Genomic DNA, 21009 nt, shown 5'->3' on the forward strand with positions numbered 1-21009 from the left:
CCAGGCTGCTGCCGGGAGTGGCAGCATCTCGGCTGTGGCACAGCGTGCGTGGTTTCCGACGGTGGGGCGAGGTCGCCCGTGGCTCGTCGTGGTCGTGGCGGCCACGCTCGCCCTGGTCGTCGCAGCGCTCACGTGGTGGGCGCTCTTCCGCTCCGAGCCCACGCCCTGGGGTGAGGTCGAGGTCGACGGCAACCGCGTGTCGGTGCGCTACGTCGGAGGGGAGTGCGACCGCAGCGCGCGGCTCGACGTCGAGGAGACCGACACCGAGGTGGTGCTCACGGTGCAGGTGAAGCGCGGGTCGCTGTCGTGCAGCGACGTCGGTGTGCCGCGTACGGTGCGAGCCAGGCTCGAGGCACCCGTGGGGGACCGCGAGGTGGTCGACGGAGCCTGCCGCCTGGAGAAGTACGCGTCGTACCTCGCCTGCAGCGACTGAGGCCTCGCCGACCGCCTCGCGGGCTTGATCAGGGCAGGATCACTCGACGGGCGCGAGCAGCCCCGTGTCGACGTCGTAGATGAAGCCGCCGACCTTGACGGTGTCGGGGATCAGCGGGTGGGAGAGGACCTTGCGGACGTCCTCACGCAGTCCGGCGACCTGGTCTGGGACCACGCCGAAGGACTGCCACGACGCGTCGACGCCGGAGGACTCGGTGATCATGTCGCGCAGCACGGGCTCGCTGTGCTTGGCCATCGCACATTTGGTGTGCGGCACCACGAGGATGCGCTCCACGCCGAGCAGGTGCACGCCCAGCACGAGGGCCTCGAGGGCCTGCGGCGTCACGCGCCCACCCGGGTTGCGGAAGATCTTCGCGTCACCGTGCTTCAGGCCGAGCATGGCCAGCGGGTCGATGCGCGAGTCCATGCAGGTCACCAGCGCTACTCCGGCGTGGGCCTTGCCGTCGAACCCACCCAGGTCGAACGTGTCGGCGAATGTCTTGTTGGCTTCCAGGAGGTCGTCGAAGTCACCCATGCGGCAAGCCTAGTCGGGCCTGTTCGCGCACCTTCGAGGGTGCCGCCGATCGGAACACCCAGAGCGCCACGAGGGCGGCCACACCCGCCACCACGGCGGCCCCCGCGAAGACGGTCGTCTCCTGGGCGATGCCCGCCTCCTTGAGCAGGAGCGTGTAGTCCGCGCACCGCGACCGGCCGTCGCACACCTCCCGGACGCCGGGGAAGTCGTCCTGGACGGCGTAGTAGCGCCGCAGGCCGACGGCGGTCAGCGCGGAGATGCCCACGAGCATGCCGACCATGCGCGCCACCACGACCAGGGCGCTGCTCAGGCCGTGCACCGCCGTGGCGGTGAAGGCCAGCACGGCGGCGTTGACCGGCGCGAGCGCCAGGCCGAACCCGAGGCCGCAGGCCACGAGCACGACCGTCGAGTGCCACTGCTCGAGCGCGTCCAGCCCCCACCGCGACATCAGCACGAAGGCACCGCAGGCCAGCGTCATGCCCAGGGCGGTGGTGGGCCCGGATCCCCAGGCGCGGGTCAGCCATCCACCGGCGACGGCGCCGACCGGGAGGGCGACCAGGAAGCGTACGAGCACCAGGGCCGCCATCAGCTGGGAGTCGGCGTGGACGGTGGTGCGGGCGAAGAGGGGGATGTCGACGACGGCCGCGATCAGGGCCGCGCCGACCAGGAAGCTGACGACCAGGGCGCCGCTCGCGGGCAGGGCCGCGAGCGTGCCGCGGGGGATGAGTGGAGCCGCGGCGCGACGCAGGTGGACGACGAGGCAGACAGCTGCCAGGGCCGCACCCAGGAGGTACCACTCACCCTGCTCGGCGAAGAGCTGGACCTTGGGGTCGGCGGTGGCGAAGGCCAGGATCACGCCACCGAGCGCGACCGCCAGGAACGTGGAACCGACCAGGTCGGCCTCGCGGGCGGCCCGCACCCACGGGCGTACGTCCAGCAGCGGACGGCGCGCGGTGAGCAGGCGTACGACGAGCAGCACGGCTGCTGCCATCGCCACCGTACCCACGGGGCTGAGCCAGCGCCCGGCAGGGACGAAGGGCACGAACATCTCGCCCCAGACCAGGTCACGCATCACGAAGGAGGGTCGCAGGACCACCAGCCCGGCCGCGGTGACGGCCACGAGCAGCAGCACCAGACCCACGACGTCGAAGCCGCCGGCCCGCTCGCGGCGCGCGGCGAGCAACGCCCGCGCGCTCGCGTCCAGCAACCCCGGGTGTCGCGCGGCCAGCTGGCGCAGGGCGGCCGCGAGGACGCACGCCACGGCCAGGTTGACCGCGAAGATCGCCCGCCAGTCACCGACGGCCAGCACCACTGCACCCAGCAGGGGCCCGAGCACCGAGCCCGCCTCCTGGACCGCCGAGACGACGCCGAGGGGGACACCGCGCCGCTCGGCGGGGTAGAGGTCCGCGACCAGCGCCAGCGTCGCCGGCACCAGAGCGCCACCGCCGACTCCCTGCAGGAACCGCCCTACGACCATCGAGGGCAGGTCGTAGGCGAGCGCGGTCACCAGCGAGCCGACCGCGAAGACCACCATGGCCAGCACCAGTACGGGGACCCGCCCGTGCAGGTCGGCGATGCGGCCGATCATCGGGAGCATCGCGACGTAGCCGAGCAGGAAGCTCGAGACGATCGGGGCGGCTCGCTGCAGCTGGTCGACCGGGATGCCGGCGCTGCCCATCATGTCGGGCAGGGCGAGGACGACCACGTAGGTGTCGGCGGCGGCGAAGGCGACGGCCACCGCCGCCAGCGCCAGCAGGGCACGCGTCCCGGCCGGCACCGCAGGGCGCTGGGCCGCGTCGGTCACGGCTTGCGGATCGTCTTCTCGAGGCCGTAGTCGGTGACGCCCAGGACGTACGTCATCTCCTCGCTGCCCTCGTAGAAGACGCCGGTCACCTCGGCGCGACGCAGCTCCTCGTCCTCGGTGACCAGGTAGGTGACGTCGAAGTCGTGCGCTGCGCTGCTGCTCGGGATGACCCGCTTCACGACCTCGCCGGGGATGGTGCCGGTGTAGGTCGTCAGGATCTCGCGGTTGTCCTGGCCGCCGCGCTCGCTCTCACCCGCCTCAGCCTCCTCGGTGCCGCGCAGCAGCGCCACGACGCCGTTGTCCGCGCCGATCAGGCGGGAGGGGTCGGGAGCGCCGTAGTCACCGGGGTCGATGTCCTGCCAGGTGGTGGTCAGCGGGACCGTGGCCCAGACGGTGTCGTCGACCGAGACCACCGGGACGTCGAAGTCGGTGCCGGCGACCCGCACGGTCAGAGTCCCCTCGAAGGCGGGGGCGTCGGTGACGGCGCCCTCCGCCTCGACGATGCCGTTGACGCCGTCGGGCAGGTCGTCGGTGCTGAGGCTCAGCATGACGCCGCTGCTCGACTCCAGGGTGTCGGCGGCCGCAGCCAGGACCTCATCCGCGTCGCCGTCGGCCTTCTCACCGTCGCTGCAGGCCGTGGCCGCCAGGGCGATCACGGCCACGGCAGCAACGAGGCGGGAGCGCACGCGACTCACCCCTCGCCGGCCGCGGTCCGCACCGCTGCGTGGAGGGCGACCGACGACGCGCAGGCCGCGATCGGCTGCGGGGAGGGGACGCCGGAGCCGTCCCGCTTGCCGTTGGCCTCGGGCAGCGGGACCGGGGCACCGCTCGCCGCGGCGGCGCGCGCCGGCGCAGAGCCGGCCCAGGCGAAGACGAGGGCGTCCTCGCCCTTCAGGAACCGGTGGCACCGGACGCCGCCCGTGGCGCGGCTCTTGCCGGGTACTCGGAGAACGGGGTCACCTTCACCGACCCGTTGTCGGTGCCGGGCAGGGCGGTCGACGAGCCCGACGAGGTGACGACCACGGAGTCGTCGGGGTCGACCGCGCCGAACCAGACGACCTTGGCCCCGTCGGCGACCCGGACACCGGCGATGCCGCCGCCCGTGCGGCCCTGGGGGCGCACGGCCTCGGCGCCGAAGTGCAGGAGCTGGGCGTCGGAGGTGATGAAGCAGAGGGTCTCGGTGCCGGTGGTGAGCTCGAGCGCGCCGACGACCTCGTCGTCACCCTTGAGCGAGATGACCTCCCACTCGTCGCGGGTCAGGATCTCGTTGGTCACCCGCTTGACCACGCCGTCGCGGGTGCCGAGGGCCAGGCCCGGCCCGTCCTCCTTGAGGCGGGTCAGCGCCAGCGGTCGCTCGTCCTTGGCGAGCTCGACGATCTCGCTCAACGGCAGTCCGCCCTGGATCGACGGGTCGTTGGCCGAGGCCGGCAGCTCGGGCAGGTCCAGGGCCTGGAGGCGCAGGATCCGGCCACGCGAGGTCAGCAGCCCGACCTCGCCGCGCACCGAGGTCCGCACCGAGGAGATGACGACGTCGTGCGACGTACGGTCGCCGCCCAGGCCGGGCGTCTCGACGTCGGCGGAGCGCGCGAGCAGCCCGGTCGAGGAGAGGAAGGCCAGGCACGGGTCGTCGGCGACCTCCAACGAGGCCCCCGCGGTGGCAGCGGTCACGGTGGTGCCGGCCGAGGCGAGCAGGACGGTGCGCCGCGGGGTGCCGTAGGTCTTCGCGACCTCGGTGAGCTCCTCGGAGACGACCTTCCGGAGCAGGGTGTCGTCGGCCAGGATCGCCTCGAGCTCCTCGATGGTCCGCTCCAGCTCGGCCTTCTCCTTGTCGAGCTCGAGCTTCGAGAACTTGGTGAGTCGGCGCAGCGGCATGTCGAGGATGTAGTCGGCCTGGATCTCCGAGAGGTCGAAGATCTGGATCAGCCGCTCCTTGGCCATCGCCGAGTTGTCGCTGCCGCGGATGATCTGGATGACCTCGTCGATGTCGAGGATCGCGATCAGCAGGCCGTCGACCAGGTGCAGGCGCGCGGCCGCCTTGTCACGGCGGAAGGTCGAGCGACGACGTACGACGTCGAAGCGGTGCCCAGGAAGACCTCGAGCATCTCCTTGAGGCCCAGGGTGCGGGGCTGGCCGTCGACCAGCGCGACGGCGTTGATGCCGAAGGAGTCCTCGAGCGGGGTCTGCTTGTAGAGCTGCTCGAGCAGGACCTCGGGGACGATGCCGTTCTTGACCTCGATGACCAGGCGCAGACCGTTGGTGCGGTCGGTCAGGTCCTTGACGTCGGAGATGCCCTGGAGCTTCTTCGACTGCACGAGCGTCTTGATCCGCTCGATGACCTTCTCGGTGCCCACGTTGTAGGGCAGCTCGGTGACGACGATGCCCTTCTTGCGGGCGGTGACGTTCTCGATGCGTGCCGTGGCGCGCATCTTGAAGGTGCCGCGACCCGTCTCGTACGCGTCACGGATGCCGTCGAGCCCGACGATCTTGCCGCCGGTCGGCAGGTCGGGGCCGGGGATGAAGCGCATCAGGTCGTCGAGCGTGGCCTTCGGGTGCTTGACCAGGTGCTTGAGCGCCTGGACCACCTCGACGAGGTTGTGCGGGGCGATGTTGGTCGCCATGCCCACCGCGATGCCGGAGGCGCCGTTGACCAGCAGGTTGGGGATCGCCGAGGGCAGGACGGTCGGCTCGAACTCGCGCGAGTCGTAGTTGGGCTTGAAGTCGACGGTGTCCTCGTCGAGCGAGGCCGTCATCGCCACTGCGGCCGGCGACATCCGGCACTCGGTGTAACGCATCGCCGCGGGCGGTCGTCGGGGGAGCCGAAGTTGCCGTGGCCGTCGATCATCGGCAGCCGCACCGAGAAGGGCTGCGCCATGCGCACCAGCGCGTCGTAGATCGCCGAGTCGCCGTGCGGGTGGAGCTTGCCCATCACCTCGCCCACGACACGGGCCGACTTCACGTGCCCGCGGTCGGGCCGCAGGCTCATGTCGTCCATCGTGTAGAGGATGCGGCGCTGCACCGGCTTCAACCCGTCACGGGCGTCCGGGAGCGCGCGCGAGTAGATGACGGAGTAGGCGTACTCCAGGAAGGAGGACTTGATCTCGTCCCCGACGCTGATGTCGAGGATGTGCTCCTCGAAGTCCTCGGGGAGCGGATCCTTGGTGCTGCGACGTGCCATGGGCCCATTGTCCCCAATCGGGGGCACGATGCGGGCGCAGGGCGCGCCGTGGAGGTCGTACCGATAGATTCGACCTCGTGAGCGACTCAGCCAACGGTGCAGGGACCGGCACCGAGGTCCACGAGCCTCCCAGCCACTGGGAGGCCGACGTCCTGCTGCGCGACGGGAAGGTCGCCCACATCCGGCCGATCCGGGCCGACGACGCGGAGCTGCTGGTCGACTTCTACAGCCGGGTCTCCGACGAGTCCGAAGTACTACCGCTTCTTCGCCCCGATGCCGCGGCTCAGCGACAAGGACGTACGCCGGTTCACCCACGTCGACCACGACGCCCGCGTCGCCTTCGTGCTCCTGTCGGGCCAGCAGATGATCGCGGTCGGCCGCTACGACACCGTCGACCCCGGTGAGGCCGAGGTCGCCTTCCTCGTCGAGGACCGGCACCAGGGCCGCGGGATCGGGCAGCTGCTGCTCGAGCACCTCGCCCAGGCCGGTCGCGAGCGCGGCATCGAGCGGTTCACCGCCGAGGTGCTGCCCGACAACCACCCGATGATCCGCACCTTCAAGGACGCCGGCTACAGCGTCGCCAGCCAGTACGACGACGGCGTGGTGAGCCTGGAGTTCCCGATCGACGCGACGATCACCGCGCTCGACGTCATGGAGCAGCGCGAGCACCGCGCCGAGTCGGCCTCGATCGAGCGCTTCTTCAACCCCCGCTCCATCGCCGTCATCGGCGCCAGCCGCCGCCAGGACACCATCGGCCAGGCACTGGTGCGCAACCTGGTGCTGGGCGACTTCTCCGGCCAGGTCCACGCGGTCAACCCGAGCGCCGACGCGGTCTCGGGGCTGCCTGCGTACGCGTCGGTCTCCGACATCCCCGGCGACGTGGACGTGGCGATCGTCGCCGTGCCTGCCGAGGCCGTCCAGGACGTGGTGCTCGACTGCGCCGCCAAGGGCGTGCACGGCCTGGTCGTCATCTCCTCGGGCTTCGCCGAGACCGGCGAGGAGGGCCGCCGCCGCCAGCGCCAGCTCGTCGGGCTCTCGCGCTCCTACGGCCTGCGCCTGATCGGCCCCAACTGCCTCGGCGTGATCAACACCCACCCCGAGGTCTCGCTCAACGCCTCGCTCTCGCAGGTGATGCCGCCGCGCGGACGCGCGGGCTTCTTCTGCCAGTCCGGTGCACTCGGCTCGGCCATCCTCGAGAAGGTCAACAACCGAGGCCTGGGCCTCACGACCTTCGTCAGCGCGGGCAACCGTGCCGACGTCTCCGGCAACGACCTCCTGCAGTACTGGGAGGAGGACGACTCCACCGAGGTGGTCCTGCTCTACCTGGAGTCGATCGGTAACCCCCGCAAGTTCTCGCGCATCGCCCGCCGCGTCTCGCGCCGCAAGCCGATCGTGGCGGTCCGCTCCGGTCGCACCACCCAGGGTGTGCCGATGGGCCACGCGGTCCGCAAGATCGCCGCGCCCTCCCAGGCCGTCGACGCGATGTTCCGCCAGGCCGGCGTCATCCAGGTCGACACGCTGGAGGAGATGTTCGACGTCGCCCAGTTGCTGGCCCACCAGCCCCTGCCCCGTGGCCGCCGCGTCGCGGTGGTCGGCAACTCCGACGCACTCGCCCTGCTGGCCGCCGACGCCGCTGCCGGCAACGGGTTGGTCGTCAACAAGACCGTGGCGCTCGGCGCCGAGGCCGGTGCCGACGACTTCGAGGACGCCCTCGACGCCGCGATCGACGACCCCGAGGTCGACGGCGTGGTCGCCATCTACATCCCGCCGCTCAACGTCTCCGGCGAGGACGTCGCCAACGTGCTCGCCGCCATCGGTGAGCAGTCCGACAAGCCATTGGTCTCGACCTTCCTCGGGGCCGAGGGTGTCCCGGAGCTGCTGCGCGTGCCCGACCTCGCCGGCTCCACCGCCGGTCGCGGGTCGGTGCCGTCCTACCCGGCCGTCGAGGCCGCGGTGCGCGCGCTCGCACGGGTCGTCGAGTACGCCGTGTGGCTGCGTACGCCGCAGGTCGTCCCGACCGACGAGGCACTGGTCGACCGGTCCGCCGCGAAGAAGCTCGTCCACCAGCTGCTGGTCGCCCACCCGCAGGGCCACGACCTCACCGACACCGAGCAGCAGGAGCTGCTGGCCTGCTACGGCATCGACCTGTGGCGCAGCATCAGCGTCAACTCGGTCGAGGAGGCCGTCGCCGCCGGCGAGGAGATCGGCTGGGAGGCCGTGCTCAAGGCCACCGCGCGCCACCTGCGCCACCGCCCCGACCTGGCCCACGTCTGGCGCAACATCGACACCCCCGAGGAGATGCGGCAGGCCTGGGAGACGCTGCGTGAGGTCATCACCGACCCCGCCAACGCCGGCTTCGTGGTCCAGAAGAACGCCCCGCCGGGAGTGCCCGTCACGGTGTCGACGACCGAGGACCCGCTCTTCGGACCAGTGATCTCCTTCGGCATCGGCGGCCCGCTGACCGAGCTGCTGCAGGACCGTGCCTTCCGCATCCCGCCGCTGCAGGAGCACGACGCGCAGGACATGATCCGGGAGATCAAGGCCTCGCCGCTGCTCTTCGGCTTCCGCGGCAGCGAGATCGTCGACGTCGCCGAGGTCGAGCGGATCGTGCGTCGCGTCGCGCAGCTGCAGTACGACGTGCCGCAGATCCGCCAGCTCTCCCTGCCGCTCGTGCTGGCGGGGGAGAAGGGCTGCGCCGTGCTCGGCGCCACCACCCGGATCGAGCCGGTCGTCGATCCTCGCTCGGACTGGTTCGTGCGTCGTCTGAGCGCGATGCCGGGGGACACCCTCCCGGGGTGAGCCGGTCCGGGGCGTCGACTCGACTCCGTGCCGCGGGCCAGGCGTGACAGACTGCCCCCATGCGCAGTCGTACCTCCGACCACCCTCGTTCCGAGTTCGACCGCTCCCACGAGCTGCGGGTCGCGATCGACCGCACCGGCTACTACCCCGAAGTGGTGGCCGACGGGGTCTTCGCCGCGCTCGGCGGGGAGACCGTGGTCGCCTTCTACGTGCACCACGAGCCGACCTTCGAGCGGGACGAGGTGCGCCGCCACCAGACCGTCATCGTGCTGACGCCGACGCGCCTGATGCTCGCCCACACCGACGAGCACCCGGGTGACGACATGCTCCCGGAGCCTACTACACCTCGACCTCGACCGAGGCGATCACCCTCAGCGCGGTGCGCTCCGTCGTGGTCACGCGCATGGTCACCAACCCCACGTCGGGCCCGGCGCCGGCGGTCGAGGCGGTGCTCACGATCGGGTGGGGTGGCGTCTCCCGGATCGACCTGGAGCCGGCCGGCTGCAGCGACCCGCAGTGCGACGCCGACCACGGCTACACCGGCGTGCTGGCGGGCGACGACTTCTCGTTGCGCGTCTCCGCAGCGGCCGACGGCGACGGCGCGGTGGGCGGGCTGCTCGCCTTCGCCGAGGCGCTCTCGGCCCGTACGCGCGGCGCATGACCGCGGGCTTCGTGGAGCCGGCCTACGGGTCGCGCTCCCTGGTCGACGTGGTCCCGGCCGTCGCCTCGGCGCTGGGCCGCCCCTTGGCGGGATCGTCGACGTCGCTGGTGCTGCCCGAGGCCGCCTCGTACGTCGTCTTCCTGGTCGACGGCATGGGGGCGGAGCTGCTGCGGCGCTACGCCCACGCCGCCCCCTTCCTGACGTCGTTGCTGGCCGAGCAGGAGCCGGCCACGGCCGGTGTCCCGTCGACCACCGTCACCAGCCTCACCTCGCTGGGCACGGCGCTGACCCCGGGCACGCACGGGATGGTGGGCTACACCTCCCGCATCCCCGGCACCGACCGGCTGCTCAACGGGCTGCAGTGGGACCGGACCGTCGACCCGACCGAGTGGCAGCCGCACCAGACCGCCTTCTCGCGGCTGGGCGCCGCCGGCGTCACCACGACCGTGGTCAACAAGCGGGACTACGAGGGCAGCGGGCTGACCGTGGTCGCCAACCGCGGTGCCGACTTCGTCGGGGCCGACCTGGTCGGTGAGCGGATCGCCGCCGTGGTCGCCGCCTCGGCCGTACGCCCGTCGCTGACCTACGTCTACGACTCCGACCTCGACTGGACCGGCCACAAGTTCGGCGTCGCCTCGGTCCAGTGGCTGCAGCAGCTGGCCATGGTCGACGCGGAGGCCGAGCAGATGCGCGAGGCGCTGCCCGCCCACACCAAGCTCCTGGTCATCGCCGACCACGGCATGGTCGACAGCCCGCCGGAGTCGCGCGTCGACGTCGACGAGCAGCGTGAGCTGCGCGACGGGGTCTGGCTGCTGGGCGGGGAGGCCCGTTTCCGCCACCTCTACTGCCGCAACGGCGCCGTCGACGACGTGGTCGCGACCTGGCGCTCGGTGCTCGGCGAGCGCGCCGAGGTCCTGACCCGCTCCGACGCCCTGGCGCGGGGGTGGTTCGGGGGAGCGGCGGCCGCGACCGTCCTGCCGCGGATGGGCGACGTCATGGTCGCCTGCCGCGACGACCTGGCCATCCTCTCCAGCCGGGACTTCCCCTACGAGGCGGAGCTGGTCGGCCTGCACGGCTCGCTGACCCCTGCCGAGATGCTGATCCCGATGGTCGTGGCCTGACCCAGTCGTCCGGGGCTCAGCCGAGGGCAGGGCTCACCCGAAGGGCAGGGCTCAGCCGAAGGGCAGGGGGTCCGGGGCGAGGCTCACGGCCTTGGCGCGCGCCGCCGTGAGGCGCCGGCGGTGGTGCTGGCGGCAGAGCACCTCGTACGCGACGTCGGCCGTCGGTTCGTCGGCCTGCTCCACGTCGCCGACCACCACGACCTCGCCATCGGTGACCATGGCGCCGTTCTCCGTTCGCGCGTTGTGGGTGGCGCGCTTGCCGCACCAGCACAGGGCCTCGACCTGCAGGACGTGCATGCGGTCGGCGAGCTCGACCAGGCGAGCGCTGCCGGGGAAGAGCACGCTGCGGAAGTCGGTGAGGATGCCGAACGCGAAGACGTCGATCTGCAGCTCGTCGACGATCTTGGCCAGCTGCTCGATCTGCAACGGGAGTAGAACTGCGCCTCGTCGCAGACCAGGTAGTCGATGCGGGCGCCGGCGGTCAGCGCCTTGACGACGTAGTCCCAGAAGTCGAAGCCGGCCGGCACCTCGAGCGCGCTGTGGGTCAGTCCCAGGCGGCTCGAGAGCACGGCCTCGCCGCCGCGGTCGTTGGCCGTGAAGATTCGCCCGATCCGGCCGCGGGCTGCGTGGTTGTGGTTGGTCTGGAGCGCGAGGGTGCTCTTGCCGGAGTCCATGGTCCCCGTGAAGAATTGCAGTTCTGCCACGAGGCCCGATCCTTTCACGTCGGGTTGGCTCCCGCTAACTCCACTCAGTAGGTTCGGTTACATGGAATTCAGGTATCTCGGAAATAGTGGTCTCCGCATCTCGGAGGTCACCTACGGAAACTGGCTCACCCACGGCAGCCAGGTCGAGAACGACGTCGCCGCGACCTGCGTACGGGCCGCACTGGACGCCGGCATCACCTCTTTCGACACCGCTGACGTCTACGCCAACACCGTCGCGGAGTCGGTGCTCGGCGACGCGCTCAAGGGCGAGCGGCGCGAGTCGCTGGAGATCTTCACCAAGGTCTTCTGGCCCACCGGCCCGAAGGGGCCGAACGACTCCGGGCTGTCGCGCAAGCACATCATGGAGTCGATCAACGGCTCGCTGCAGCGGCTGCAGACCGACTACGTCGACCTCTACCAGGCGCACCGCTACGACCCGGTGACCCCGCTCGAGGAGACCATGCAGGCCTTCGCCGACGTGGTCCGCCAGGGCAAGGCCCTCTACATCGGCGTCAGTGAGTGGACCGCCGAGCAGATCACCGCCGGCGCTGCGATGGCCAAGGAGCTGGGCTTCCAGCTCATCTCCAGCCAGCCGCAGTACTCGATGCTCTGGCGCGTCATCGAGGACGAGGTCGTGCCCGCCTCCCGCGAGGCCGGGGTCTCGCAGATCGTCTGGTCTCCCATCGCCCAGGGCGTGCTCACGGGCAAGTACCAGCCGGGCCAGCCGCCGCCGGAGGGCTCGCGCGCCACCGACGAGAAGGGTGGCGCCAGCACGATCACCCGGTTCATGACCGACGAGACGCTCACCGCGGTGCAGCGGCTCAAGCCGATCGCTGAGTCGGTCGACCTGAGCATGTCGCAGCTCGCCGTGGCCTGGGTCCTGCAGAACGACAACGTCGCCTCGGCGATCGTCGGGGCGTCGCGCCCCGAGCAGGTGCACGAGAACGTCGGCGCCGTCGGCGTGAAGCTGCCGGCGGAGACGCTCGCCGCGCGATCGACGACGCACTGGGCGGCGTCGTGGAGCGCGACCCCGGCAAGACCGCGGAGAACGCCCCCAAGGAACGCCCGTAGTGAGCCACTCTCCGTTGATCGGTGCCGAGGAGCTCGTCGGGCTCCTCGGCACCGTCACGGTGCTCGACGTGCGGTGGCGCCTCGGGGGCCCCACGGGGATCGACGAGTTCCGGCGGGGCCACGTCAGGGGCGCGCGGTTCGTGGACCTCGAGACCGCGCTGGCTGACCCGCCGGGGGAGCGGGGGCGCCACCCGCTGCCGCGCCGGAGCGCTTCGAGGCAGCCATGCGCGAGGCCGGCGTCACCAGCACGCGTCAGGTCGTCGTCTACGACGACTGGGCCGGCCGTGCCGCTGCCCGGGCCTGGTGGCTGCTGCGGCACCACGGCCACCCGTGGGTCAGGGTGCTCGACGGCGGCTGGTCGGCCTGGCAGGCGATCGGCGGTCCGACGGCCACCGGTGACGAGCCGCCGACCCGCGGCGACTTCGAGGCGCACCGGCCGCCGGAGGGCATGCGTACGGTCGGGGTCGAGCAGGTGCTGGACGTCGACGTCCTGGTCGACGCCAGGGCACCCGAGCGCTTCCGCGGGGAGGTCGAGCCCGTCGACCCGGTCGCGGGGCACGTCCCCGGCGCGGTCAACGTGCCCACCGACGCCAACCTCGACGCGACGGGTCGCTTCCTCAGTGCGCCCGTGCTCCAGGCGCGCTACGTGGCGGCGGGTGTGGTGCCCGGCGCCGACGTGGTGGCCTACTGCGGCTCGGGCGTCACCGCCACCCACGACGTCCTGGCGATGGAGGTGGCCGGCATCAAGGCCGGCCTCTACCCCGGGAGCTGGAGCGAGTGGGTCACCGACGCGTCGCGTCCCGTCGAGCGCTGAGCTCCCGGAGGGTCACTCCTCGACGACGACCTCGTCGCCGACGTTGACGGTGCCCGTCGTCTCCGGCACGAGGTTGACCGCGAACCACGTCTTGCCGTCCCAGCGCCGGTGCCTGGCCAGGGTGCGGATCGGCTCCTTGCCGCGGGCGAGGGTGGTCGGGTCGACGGTGGTCATCACGCACCGGTCGGTGGGGCGGGCCATGCGCAGCACCACGTCTCCCATCCGCACCCGTCTCCAGCCGTCCTCGGCGAAGGGCTCGGCGCCGGCCACGACGATGTTCGGGCGGAAGCGCTCCATCGGCAGCGGGGCGTCGGGCTCCTCGCCGCGCGCCAGCGCGCCCTCGACGATCCAGTCGTTCAGCTGCCGCAGCGACTCCTCGCTGACCAACGTGACGGGGTAGCCGTCGGCGTACGCGGTGTGGTCGCCGGGGCGCGAGTACGCCGGGTTCAGCCGCCGTTGCTCGGGCGCCTGGCACCACAGCAGACGTACGTCGTCCCGACCCACCGCCGCGCGCAGCCACGTCTGGGTCTCCGGGTCGGCCTCCACGCCGGTCAGGTCGTTGGCGTGCAGCCGCAGCGGTACGGGCGTCCCCTGCGGCACGGAGACCTCGCGGTCGGGCAGGCCGGCGTGACGCAGCCGCAGGGCACCGGTGACGCCCGGGGCGGTGACCGGGGTGTCGGCCTGGACGTGGAGGAGCTGCTGGTCGGTGCGTGCGGAGACCATCAGGCCGTCGGCGTCGACGACGACCCAGGAGCGGTCGTCGGCCAGGCCGCGGGGGAGCACCTCGGCGCTCGCCAACGAGCGCAGGGCCATGCTCTTGACCGGGTGGACGTGCAGACCCGTCACCCGTGGTGCGGCCGGGCTCACTCGCCCGTGCCGCCGCCGAACATGATCTCGTCCCAGCTCGGGACCGAGGCACGACCGCGCTTGCGCGAGGTCTTGCGCGGCGCCTCGGCGGGCGCCTCCTCGGCCGCGGGCTCCGGCTCGGCCGGAGCAGCAGGCTGCTGCTCGGTCCGCTCGGTGGCGGGCTCGCTGCCCTCCTCGGCAGCACTGCCCGCGACGCCTCCCAGCGCGCCGGTGAAGTCCTGCGTGGCGTCGTGGTCGGCCGCGAAGTCGCGCAGGAAGTCGGGCGTGGTGTCCTGGGCGGGCGTGGTGACGAGCTGGATGGCGTCGTCGCCCAGCGAGGTCTCCGAGCGCACGGCGCTGAGCCGGCGCAGCCCCGGGGCCTCGGCGACCGGGTCGGGGGCGACCGGTGCGGCGGGGCGTGCGTCGCCGACGAGCCAGCGGGCGTCGTCGTCGTCCAGCGTCACGTAGTTGCCCGGCATGTCGAAGGTGAAGGTGGCGACGCCGCACCGCGGGCCACTCTCGAAGAGGCCCCTCAGGGTCCACTTCCCGTCCTCGCGGCGGAAGGCGTCCCACTCGACGCTCTCGGGGTCGACGTTGTGGCTGCGCAGCTGGTGGGCCACGGCGTCCTGCAGGGTGCGGGCGCCACCGAGGGAGCCGCTGCCCTCCGAGGCACGACGCCGGATCGACGAGCGCTGCGCGCGCTCGGCGACGTGCGCGCGCTCGGCGAGCACCGGGGCGGCGTACGGCATGATCTTGTCGACGGTCGAGCGAGCCGCCTCGGCGACCGCCTCCGCGGACTCACCGGAACGGATGCGGGCCTGGATGTCGCGAGGGCGAAGTGCGCTGTCCATACGTGTCTCCAAGTGGCCTGGGCGGGGCTGCTCGCCGCGGACGGCGGAGCGAAGAGCGGTGTCGACATCGAGGGTGAACCCGTCGCCGTCGTCGTTGACCAGCAACAACCGCGTACGGTCGTCGCTCAGTCCGACGAGCGTGAGGTGCGCCATCGCCTGCCGTGCTCCTGCCCCGTGTGCTGCCCGGGAGTCTTCCCGGGACGTCGTGCGTGCGTGGGTCGAGCCTACGCCAGCGGCGGGCGTGGCGCAGGTCGTGGCAGGGGGCTGGGCGTCCCACTGGCCCGCCACCGGGGCGTGGGACGGGTGTGACCCGTGGGACTCAGGCGCCGAGGACATGGCGGAGGTACGGGTTGGCGAGGACACGGTCGGGTCGAGGCGGGCGGTCGCGCAGGGCCACGAACTCCTCGAAGCGGGGGTAGAGGGCAGCCAGCTCGTCGGCGCTGCGACGGTGGACCTTGCCCCAGTGGGGACGACCGCCGAAGCTGCGCATCACGTCCTCGACCGTCGAGAAGTACGCCGTGTGGTCGACGTCGCGGTGCACGTGGAAGGCGAGGTAGAGGGAGTCGCGGCCGTACGCCGTCGACAGGGCGACGTCGTCGGCCGGGGCGGTGCGGATCTCCACCGGGAAGCCGACGTGCCATCCGCGGGCCTCGATGACCCGGCGCGCCTCGCGCAGCGCCTGGAGCCCGACCTCGCGGGGGACCGCGTACTCCATCTCGCGGAAGACCACCCGGCGCGGGGAGACGAAGACGCGGTGGGCCACGTCGGTGTAGGTGCGCGGTGACAGCGCCCCGGAGGCGAAGGCGTTGATCCGGGGGACCAGGGCGGGGCGACGGGCCCCGACCCAGGAGGCGGCACCGAAGACGGTGTTGGACAGGAAGTCGTCGTCCCACCAGGACCGCAGCGCGGAGGGCGGGAGGCGGTCTCGGGGGCGTCCGCGACCCGGGTGTTGGCCTTGAGCAGGGCCCGGTCGGTGTGGGGGAACCAGTGCACGTCGACGTGGTGGTGGGTGCTGGTCAGCTCGTCGAAGGAGCCCAGGAGCTCTTCCCAGCCGACGGGACGCTCCTCGGCCTCGAGGCAGAAGAGCGGCTCGACGTGGAAGGTGACCTCGGTCAGGACGCCCAGGGCGCCGAGCCCCACCCGGCCCAGGTCGAAGAGGTCGGCGTGCTGCGTCGCGTCGGCCCGGACGACCTCACCGGTGCCGGTGACGAGCTCGAAGCCCGCGAGCTGGGCCGCCAGGCCGCTCGCCGTCCCGCCGGAGCCGTGGGTGCCGGTGGAGACGGCTCCGGCCAGCGTCTGCTCCGCGATGTCGCCCATGTTGTGCAGCGACAGGCCAGCTGACTCCAGCAGCGCGTTGAAGTGCTTGAGCTGGGTGCCGGCCCGGGCCGTCACCGTCATCGCGTCGCGGTCGACTCGGACCAGGCCCGTCATCCCCTGGGGGGTCAGCATCGTGTGCTCGGGGGCAGCGATCGACGTGAAGCTGTGGCCGGTGCCGACCATCTTGACCGTCGAGCGTTCCGCCCTGGCGCGCTCGACCGCCGCGACCACCGAGGCGGTGCTGCTCGGCTGCTCGGTGCGCGCCGTGTGGCCCTCTCGAGACCCGCCCAGTTGCTCCACGTCGTCATGGCTGTGAACAGTAGTGCGGAACTGGCTGGTCGGGGAGGAGAGGGGCCGAACTGTCCTAGACTCCGGCGCCATGGGGGAGTTGCGACACGTCCTGGGGGACGCCGCCGCGGTGGTGGTCCGCGGGCTCAGGCTGGTGGTCGCCCACGCGCCGCTGCTGATGGTCATCTACTTGTTGGGGGCCGCAGGACGCCACGGCTTCCTCTGGCTGGCCGTCGAGGTCAGCGAGACGCGACCCACGCTGGCGGGCTTCATCCTGCCCCTGGCCCGATGTCCACGCTGGTTGCCTTCGTGCTCATGCTGGTGGTCGTCGCCCGGTCGTCCTCGATGCTGGAGGTGCCTGACGACCCCGCGCCCGTCGACTCCACCTCGGCCGACTCCGCGCAGGCCCGGCCACGGCCCACGACGACCCGTGCCCTCGCCATCCTGGCCAGCGCCCTGGTCCCGTTCCTCACCGTCTACGCCGCGCAGGGCTACCTCAAGGAGGACGTCGACGCCTACCGTCAACGCCGCCACCTACGACGCCCTCGACCAGAGTCGCGTCGCTGCGGCCTACGGCGAGTCGGTCGACGTCGCGGCGCGCATCACCATCGCCGACGGATGGCTGCTGGCCGGGCTGGTGGCCCTGGCGCTGCTGCTGCGCTTCCTCTTCGACCGCTTCCAGCTGCCGCAGCGCTTCCGCCCGGTGGCGTTCGTCGCCGCGTACGTCGAGGTGCTGTGGATCGTCGTCCTGGGCATCGCGTTCACGAGCTACCAGGACCGCATGTGGGAGTGGGTCCAGGACCGGGTCTTCGTGCACTGGGTGCAGGACCGGTGGGCCGACCTGCTCGACGTGCTGGGGCCCGTCGGCGAGCCGCTGGCCGCCCTGGTCGGGGCGGTCGGCGCCTTCATCGACCAGGCCGACGACGTGATCCTGGTGCCGGTCGCGTGGCTCACGGTCGCCGCCGTCGTGCTCGGCGGCGGCGTGGACCTGCCCAAGCGGACCCCGAAGCCTCCGTCGCCCCGGTTGGCGGGGTGCGCGCCCGGACGCCGCAGGTCGTGCGGCGCTGGACCGGCGAGGTCGTCACCGACTTCACCAGCCGCTTCAGCGGGCTGCGGCGCGGCCTGCGGGTGCTCTTTCTCGGTGGGGTGGTGCCGATGGCCATGTTCTGCCTCGTCTTCATCGCCGCCCGCCAGGCCGGGGTGGGCGTGCTCGAGCTGTGGCGGGTCGTCCTGGGGCCGATGGACCGAGACACCGGGGTGGCCTTCTCGCCGTGGCTGCGGATCTCCGCCGAGCTCGTCGAGTACGTCCTGCTGGCCGGGCTCCTGGCCGCGGCGATCCAGCAGATCCAGGTGCGTCGGGCGCGGGTGCAGGCCGACCAGGCGACCGCCGAGGCCGCTCGGAGCGCCGAGCCGGTCTGACCCCGCCGGGGCCGAGGGCGTCAAACCTCGAGCTCGGCGTACTTCGGCAGGAAGTACCAGACCCGCACGGTCGCCGGGGTGGCGTCGGCCGGCGTGACGACCAGCGTCGTCACCTCGTACGTCCGCGGGCGCGGCGGCGTGCCGGCCGGGCGCTGCGGCGCCTCGGTGCTGAAGGGCACCACCTCCGGGCCGGGGGCGTCGGCGGGGACACAGACGGGGAAGTGCCAGTTGTCCCGGCCCACTCCCTGGGCGTCCTCGGCGCTGTAGACGCTGCCGTCGACGTCGACCAGGGCGACGTGGCAGCCCTTGAGCGGCACGTCGGGGTCGGCCTCGACCTCCAGCGTCACCCGCCACGCCGTCAGGCGACTGGGAAGGACGTCGCCGCCGAGGTCCTCGGCGGAGGCCCGGGTCACGCCCACGAGCCGGTAAGAGGCCTCGATGGGGATGTCGACGAAGCCGTCGTCGAGGCGGTCGACCAGGCGGGCCGTGCCGTCGGCGGCGACCGCGGCGTCCCGGAAGTCGAGGCGCCACCAGTAGTCGTGCAGCCGGGAGCTCGAGGCGGCCAGGGCGAGCACGACCGCGACCGGCAGCACCAGCAGGGCCGTCCGGTTGCGCACCCACCACGACGGCTGTCCCTCACGGCGGCGGCTCATCCCCGGACTCCTTCCGCGACCTCGAACGGTCCGGCGGAGGGGAGGTGCACCGGCTCGGTGTGCCCGGCCCACTCGTCGGTCGTCGAGGTGTCGATGCCGAGGTCGATGACGGCCAGGGAGTCCCAGCTGCTGTCGCGCAGGTCCGGTCCGACGGCGATCGACGCGCCCCAGCGTGTCGGGGGCGGCCTCGACGACGACCGTGCAGCGCCCCGGCAGGCCGGTGACTCCGCCGGGGCAGCTGAGCACGTTGCGCCCACCGGCGATCGGGAGCACCCGCCCCTCCCCGTCGCGCAGCTCGGCGTAGGTCAGGCTCGAGGAGCGACCACGCGGCGTCCAGGCGAGCTCCACGAACGTGAAGAGGCCGGGGCTCACCCGGGTCGTCCCGTCGACGACGACCGACGGCGCGCCGGCCACCCCGAGGACCTCCAGGTCGCCGGTACGCAGCTCGGCGGTCCCGCCGACGGCGACAGGGACCTCGTACGGCCGTGAGGCGGAGGCCGTCTCGGGCAGACGGGCGTCGATCCACTGCCCCAGCGCCAGGGCGAGGACCACGAGCGTGCCGGCGCCCGCCTGACGGGCGGTGGGGCGCCGGAGTGCGGCGCGCCGAGAGGTCGTCACGATCCCGCCTTCGGGTCGGCCTCGACGTCGAAGGTCGCGGTGTGGGTCACCGTGGGGTCGGCCCAGACCATGGTGTCGTCGAGGGTGCTGCCACGTCGCTCCAGGGCCACCAGCGAGAACGACAGCTCGGTGGGTGCCTCCACGTCGCCCGACTGGTCCCACAGGAAGGCAGCCTCGTACGCGAGCCCCGGCTGGGCCTGGCTCAACCGCGTGGCGTCGGCGAGCACCACGACCTGCGGCGGGGCGACCTCGCCGTCGTCGGCCGGGCGGCCGAACTCGTCGTAGGTCCCGGGCAGGTCGGTGGCGGTGATGACGCGCTCGACGTCGTCCATCGCCACCGGGTGGTCGGAGGTGTTCTCGAGGGTGACCACCAGCGCCACGTAACGACCCTCGGGGGCGTCGAACCCCGGTCCCAGGTCGCTGACCCAGCGGGCGCGGTGGACGGTGAGGTCGAAGGGGCCCACCGAGACCTGCTCACCGGGGGAGAGGTCGTCGTGGGCCGGAGGCTTCTGTGCCGTGGCCAGCCCACCGAAGGCCCCGGAGGCGAGCACGACCACGGTCGCGACGCCGATGGCGGCCTGGCGCAGGCTGACCGTGCGGGCCAGCGTCGCGAAGCGTCGACCGCGCGGGGCGGGCGCGGCCTCCTCGTCCGCCGGCCCTGCCTCAGCCCCCGGCGCGCCCTCGCGCTCGTCCCCCGTCATGGGGGAGATCGTAGGGCACCCCGAGCCGGGCTCCGGGGCGCTGGACGCGAGGCGGTCACCCCGGGTGGGGCCGCCTCCCTACGATGGCTGCATGACTGCAGCGGACCAGCCCCAGGTCGCCCCCTACGACGCGCTCCTCCTGCTCTCCTTCGGCGGGCCCGAGAAGCCCGAGGACGTGGTGCCGTTCCTCGAGAACGTGACCCGCGGACGCGGCATCCCGCGCGAGCGCCTCGAGGAGGTCGGCCAGCACTACTTCGGCTTCGGCGGCCGGTCGCCGATCAACGACCAGAACCGGGCCCTGCTCGCCGCGATCCGCGAGGACCTCGCAGCTGCCGGCATCGACTTGCCTGTCTACTGGGGCAACCGCAACTGGGATCCCTACCTGGCCGACGCGGTGAGCGAGATGCGGGCCGACGGCATCGAGCGGGCTGCCGTCTTCACGACCTCGGCCTACTCGTCGTACTCGTCGTGCCGCCAGTACCGCGAGAACCTCGCCGACGTCGGCGCCGAGGTCGATGGTGCCCCGCGGCTCGAGCGCCTGCGCCAGTACTACAACCACCCCGGCTTCGTGGAGCCGTTCGTGGACGAGACGGTCCGGGCCCTGGGGTCGCTGCCCGAGACCGCCCGCGACGACGCCCACTCCTCTTCGTCACCCACTCGATCCCGCTCGCGATGAACGACGGCAGCGGGGCGCGTGGTGGTGCCTACGTCGCCCAGCACCTCGACGTGATGGCCGAGGTCGTCGAGCAGGTCGCCGCGCGTATCGGTCGTACGCCGCAGCACGAGCTCGTCTACTGCTCCCGCTCGGGCGCCCCGCACATCCCGTGGCTGGAGCCCGACGTCAACGACCGCCTCGAGGAGATGGCGGCCGAGGGCGTCACCTCGGTGGTGATGGTGCCGATCGGCTTCGTCTCCGACCACATGGAGGTCGTCTACGACCTCGACACCGAGGCGATGGCCACGGCCGAGGGGCTCGGGATGGCGGCGGCCCGCGCCGGCACCCCCGGCACCGACCCGCGCTTCGTCGCGCTGGTCCGCGACCTGCTGCTCGAGCGGGCCGCGGCGGAGCGGGGCGAGGTGCCGGTGCGTACGACCGTGGGCAGCCTGGGCCCCGGCCCGGACCTGTGCGCCGTGGGCTGCTGCCCCAACCCGCGTGCCCCGCGCCCCGCCGCCTGCGGGGTCGACTCGTGACCGACCCGG

At 72.4% G+C, this 21009-nt stretch carries 18 protein-coding genes and 4 pseudogenes; 11 read left to right on the forward strand and 11 right to left on the reverse strand.

Going from position 1 to position 21009, the window contains the following annotated elements:
- Positions 1 to 34 precede the first annotated feature (34 nt).
- Complete coding sequence (locus E2C04_RS07370; protein WP_135832126.1) at positions 35 to 433, forward strand: hypothetical protein; 399 nt, start codon at positions 35 to 37, stop codon at positions 431 to 433.
- A 39-nt stretch (positions 434 to 472) separates the two neighbouring features.
- Here E2C04_RS07370 and E2C04_RS07375 read toward each other — a convergent pair whose 3' ends face one another.
- The 4 genes and pseudogenes from E2C04_RS07375 to E2C04_RS07390 all read right to left on the reverse strand — a co-directional run bounded on the left by E2C04_RS07375 (position 473) and on the right by E2C04_RS07390 (position 5946).
- Positions 473 to 967, reverse strand: a complete 495-nt coding sequence (locus E2C04_RS07375) for a beta-class carbonic anhydrase (RefSeq protein WP_135832127.1) — start codon at positions 965 to 967, stop codon at positions 473 to 475.
- Positions 960 to 2771, reverse strand: a complete 1812-nt coding sequence (locus E2C04_RS07380; RefSeq protein WP_229721504.1) for an MFS transporter — start codon at positions 2769 to 2771, stop codon at positions 960 to 962. The genes E2C04_RS07375 and E2C04_RS07380 overlap by 8 nt, the downstream gene beginning before the upstream one ends.
- On the reverse strand, positions 2768 to 3457 hold the full coding sequence (locus E2C04_RS07385) for an LppX_LprAFG lipoprotein (protein WP_158630630.1): 690 nt from the start codon (positions 3455 to 3457) through the stop codon (positions 2768 to 2770). Before E2C04_RS07385 ends, E2C04_RS07380 begins: the two co-directional genes overlap by 4 nt.
- A gap of 5 nt (positions 3458 to 3462) precedes the next feature.
- Positions 3463 to 5946: pseudogene (locus tag E2C04_RS07390) on the reverse strand (DNA gyrase/topoisomerase IV subunit A).
- A gap of 273 nt (positions 5947 to 6219) precedes the next feature.
- Between E2C04_RS07390 and E2C04_RS07395 the strand changes: the two are divergent.
- From E2C04_RS07395 to E2C04_RS07405, 4 genes and pseudogenes are all read left to right on the forward strand, one after another.
- Positions 6220 to 8745: a bifunctional acetate--CoA ligase family protein/GNAT family N-acetyltransferase gene (locus E2C04_RS07395; protein ID WP_238694472.1), complete on the forward strand. Its 2526-nt coding sequence runs from the start codon at positions 6220 to 6222 to the stop codon at positions 8743 to 8745.
- A 59-nt stretch (positions 8746 to 8804) separates the two neighbouring features.
- Positions 8805 to 9005: pseudogene (locus tag E2C04_RS21315) on the forward strand (DUF5998 family protein); the annotation flags it as partial.
- A 119-nt stretch (positions 9006 to 9124) separates the two neighbouring features.
- Positions 9125 to 9406: a DUF5998 family protein gene (locus tag E2C04_RS21320; protein ID WP_338088820.1), complete on the forward strand. Its 282-nt coding sequence runs from the start codon at positions 9125 to 9127 to the stop codon at positions 9404 to 9406.
- On the forward strand, positions 9403 to 10527 hold the full coding sequence (locus E2C04_RS07405) for an alkaline phosphatase family protein (RefSeq protein WP_135832129.1): 1125 nt from the start codon (positions 9403 to 9405) through the stop codon (positions 10525 to 10527). Before E2C04_RS21320 ends, E2C04_RS07405 begins: the two co-directional genes overlap by 4 nt.
- A 51-nt stretch (positions 10528 to 10578) precedes the next feature.
- Here E2C04_RS07405 and E2C04_RS07410 read toward each other — a convergent pair.
- Positions 10579 to 11231, reverse strand: a pseudogene (locus E2C04_RS07410) (thymidine kinase).
- A gap of 61 nt (positions 11232 to 11292) precedes the next feature.
- Here E2C04_RS07410 and E2C04_RS07415 point away from each other — a divergent pair.
- Both E2C04_RS07415 and E2C04_RS07420 read left to right on the forward strand, forming a co-directional pair.
- Positions 11293 to 12468 carry an aldo/keto reductase family protein gene (locus E2C04_RS07415; protein WP_238694473.1) on the forward strand — a complete coding sequence of 392 codons (1176 nt, stop codon included), beginning with the start codon at positions 11293 to 11295 and terminating at the stop codon, positions 12466 to 12468.
- Positions 12469 to 12525: 57 nt separating this feature from the next.
- Positions 12526 to 13116, forward strand: a complete 591-nt coding sequence (locus E2C04_RS07420; RefSeq protein WP_238694474.1) for a sulfurtransferase — start codon at positions 12526 to 12528, stop codon at positions 13114 to 13116.
- Positions 13117 to 13128: 12 nt separating this feature from the next.
- On the opposite strand, the gene E2C04_RS07425 is transcribed toward E2C04_RS07420, so the two are convergent.
- From E2C04_RS07425 to E2C04_RS21890, 4 genes and pseudogenes are all read right to left on the reverse strand, one after another.
- Positions 13129 to 13983, reverse strand: a complete 855-nt coding sequence (locus E2C04_RS07425; protein WP_308632338.1) for an MOSC domain-containing protein — start codon at positions 13981 to 13983, stop codon at positions 13129 to 13131.
- Positions 13980 to 14966 (reverse strand): septation protein SepH, encoded by a 987-nt coding sequence (gene sepH / locus E2C04_RS07430; protein WP_158630631.1) that lies wholly within the window; start codon positions 14964 to 14966, stop codon positions 13980 to 13982. Before sepH ends, E2C04_RS07425 begins: the two co-directional genes overlap by 4 nt.
- Before the next feature lie 166 nt (positions 14967 to 15132).
- On the reverse strand, positions 15133 to 15894 hold the full coding sequence (locus E2C04_RS18580) for a D-arabinono-1,4-lactone oxidase (RefSeq protein ID WP_202977971.1): 762 nt from the start codon (positions 15892 to 15894) through the stop codon (positions 15133 to 15135).
- Positions 15792 to 16361 (reverse strand): annotated as a pseudogene (locus E2C04_RS21890) (FAD-binding protein); the annotation flags it as partial. The gene E2C04_RS18580 and the pseudogene E2C04_RS21890, both read right to left, overlap by 103 nt.
- Here E2C04_RS21890 and E2C04_RS18590 point away from each other — a divergent pair.
- Together E2C04_RS18590 and E2C04_RS07450 are read left to right on the forward strand one after the other, a co-directional pair.
- Positions 16303 to 16446, forward strand: a complete 144-nt coding sequence (locus E2C04_RS18590; RefSeq protein WP_202978015.1) for a hypothetical protein — start codon at positions 16303 to 16305, stop codon at positions 16444 to 16446. The pseudogene E2C04_RS21890 and the gene E2C04_RS18590 sit on opposite strands and share 59 nt — an antisense overlap.
- A 1004-nt stretch (positions 16447 to 17450) precedes the next feature.
- On the forward strand, positions 17451 to 17837 hold the full coding sequence (locus tag E2C04_RS07450) for a hypothetical protein (protein ID WP_135832133.1): 387 nt from the start codon (positions 17451 to 17453) through the stop codon (positions 17835 to 17837).
- A 20-nt stretch (positions 17838 to 17857) separates the two neighbouring features.
- Here E2C04_RS07450 and E2C04_RS07455 read toward each other — a convergent pair whose 3' ends face one another.
- Both E2C04_RS07455 and E2C04_RS07460 read right to left on the reverse strand, forming a co-directional pair.
- A complete protein-coding gene (locus E2C04_RS07455; RefSeq protein ID WP_135832134.1) occupies positions 17858 to 19108 on the reverse strand; it encodes a hypothetical protein in 1251 nt (416 codons plus the stop codon).
- A complete protein-coding gene (locus tag E2C04_RS07460) occupies positions 19105 to 19809 on the reverse strand; it encodes a hypothetical protein (protein ID WP_135832135.1) in 705 nt (234 codons plus the stop codon). The genes E2C04_RS07455 and E2C04_RS07460 overlap by 4 nt, the downstream gene beginning before the upstream one ends.
- 91 nt (positions 19810 to 19900) lie before the next feature.
- On the opposite strand from E2C04_RS07460, the gene E2C04_RS21325 reads away from it, so the two are divergent.
- The gene (locus E2C04_RS21325; protein WP_338088821.1) at positions 19901 to 20485 is read left to right on the forward strand and encodes a ferrochelatase; all 585 of its coding nucleotides are present in this window, start codon (positions 19901 to 19903) and stop codon (positions 20483 to 20485) included.
- Entirely contained in the window at positions 20482 to 21000 is a 519-nt protein-coding gene (locus E2C04_RS21330; protein ID WP_338088822.1) for a ferrochelatase, read from the forward strand. The genes E2C04_RS21325 and E2C04_RS21330 overlap by 4 nt, the downstream gene beginning before the upstream one ends.
- Positions 21001 to 21009: the final 9 nt, after the last annotated feature.

Source organism: Nocardioides daphniae (assembly GCF_004777465.1).
In the GTDB taxonomy this organism is placed as follows: domain Bacteria; phylum Actinomycetota; class Actinomycetes; order Propionibacteriales; family Nocardioidaceae; genus Nocardioides; species Nocardioides daphniae.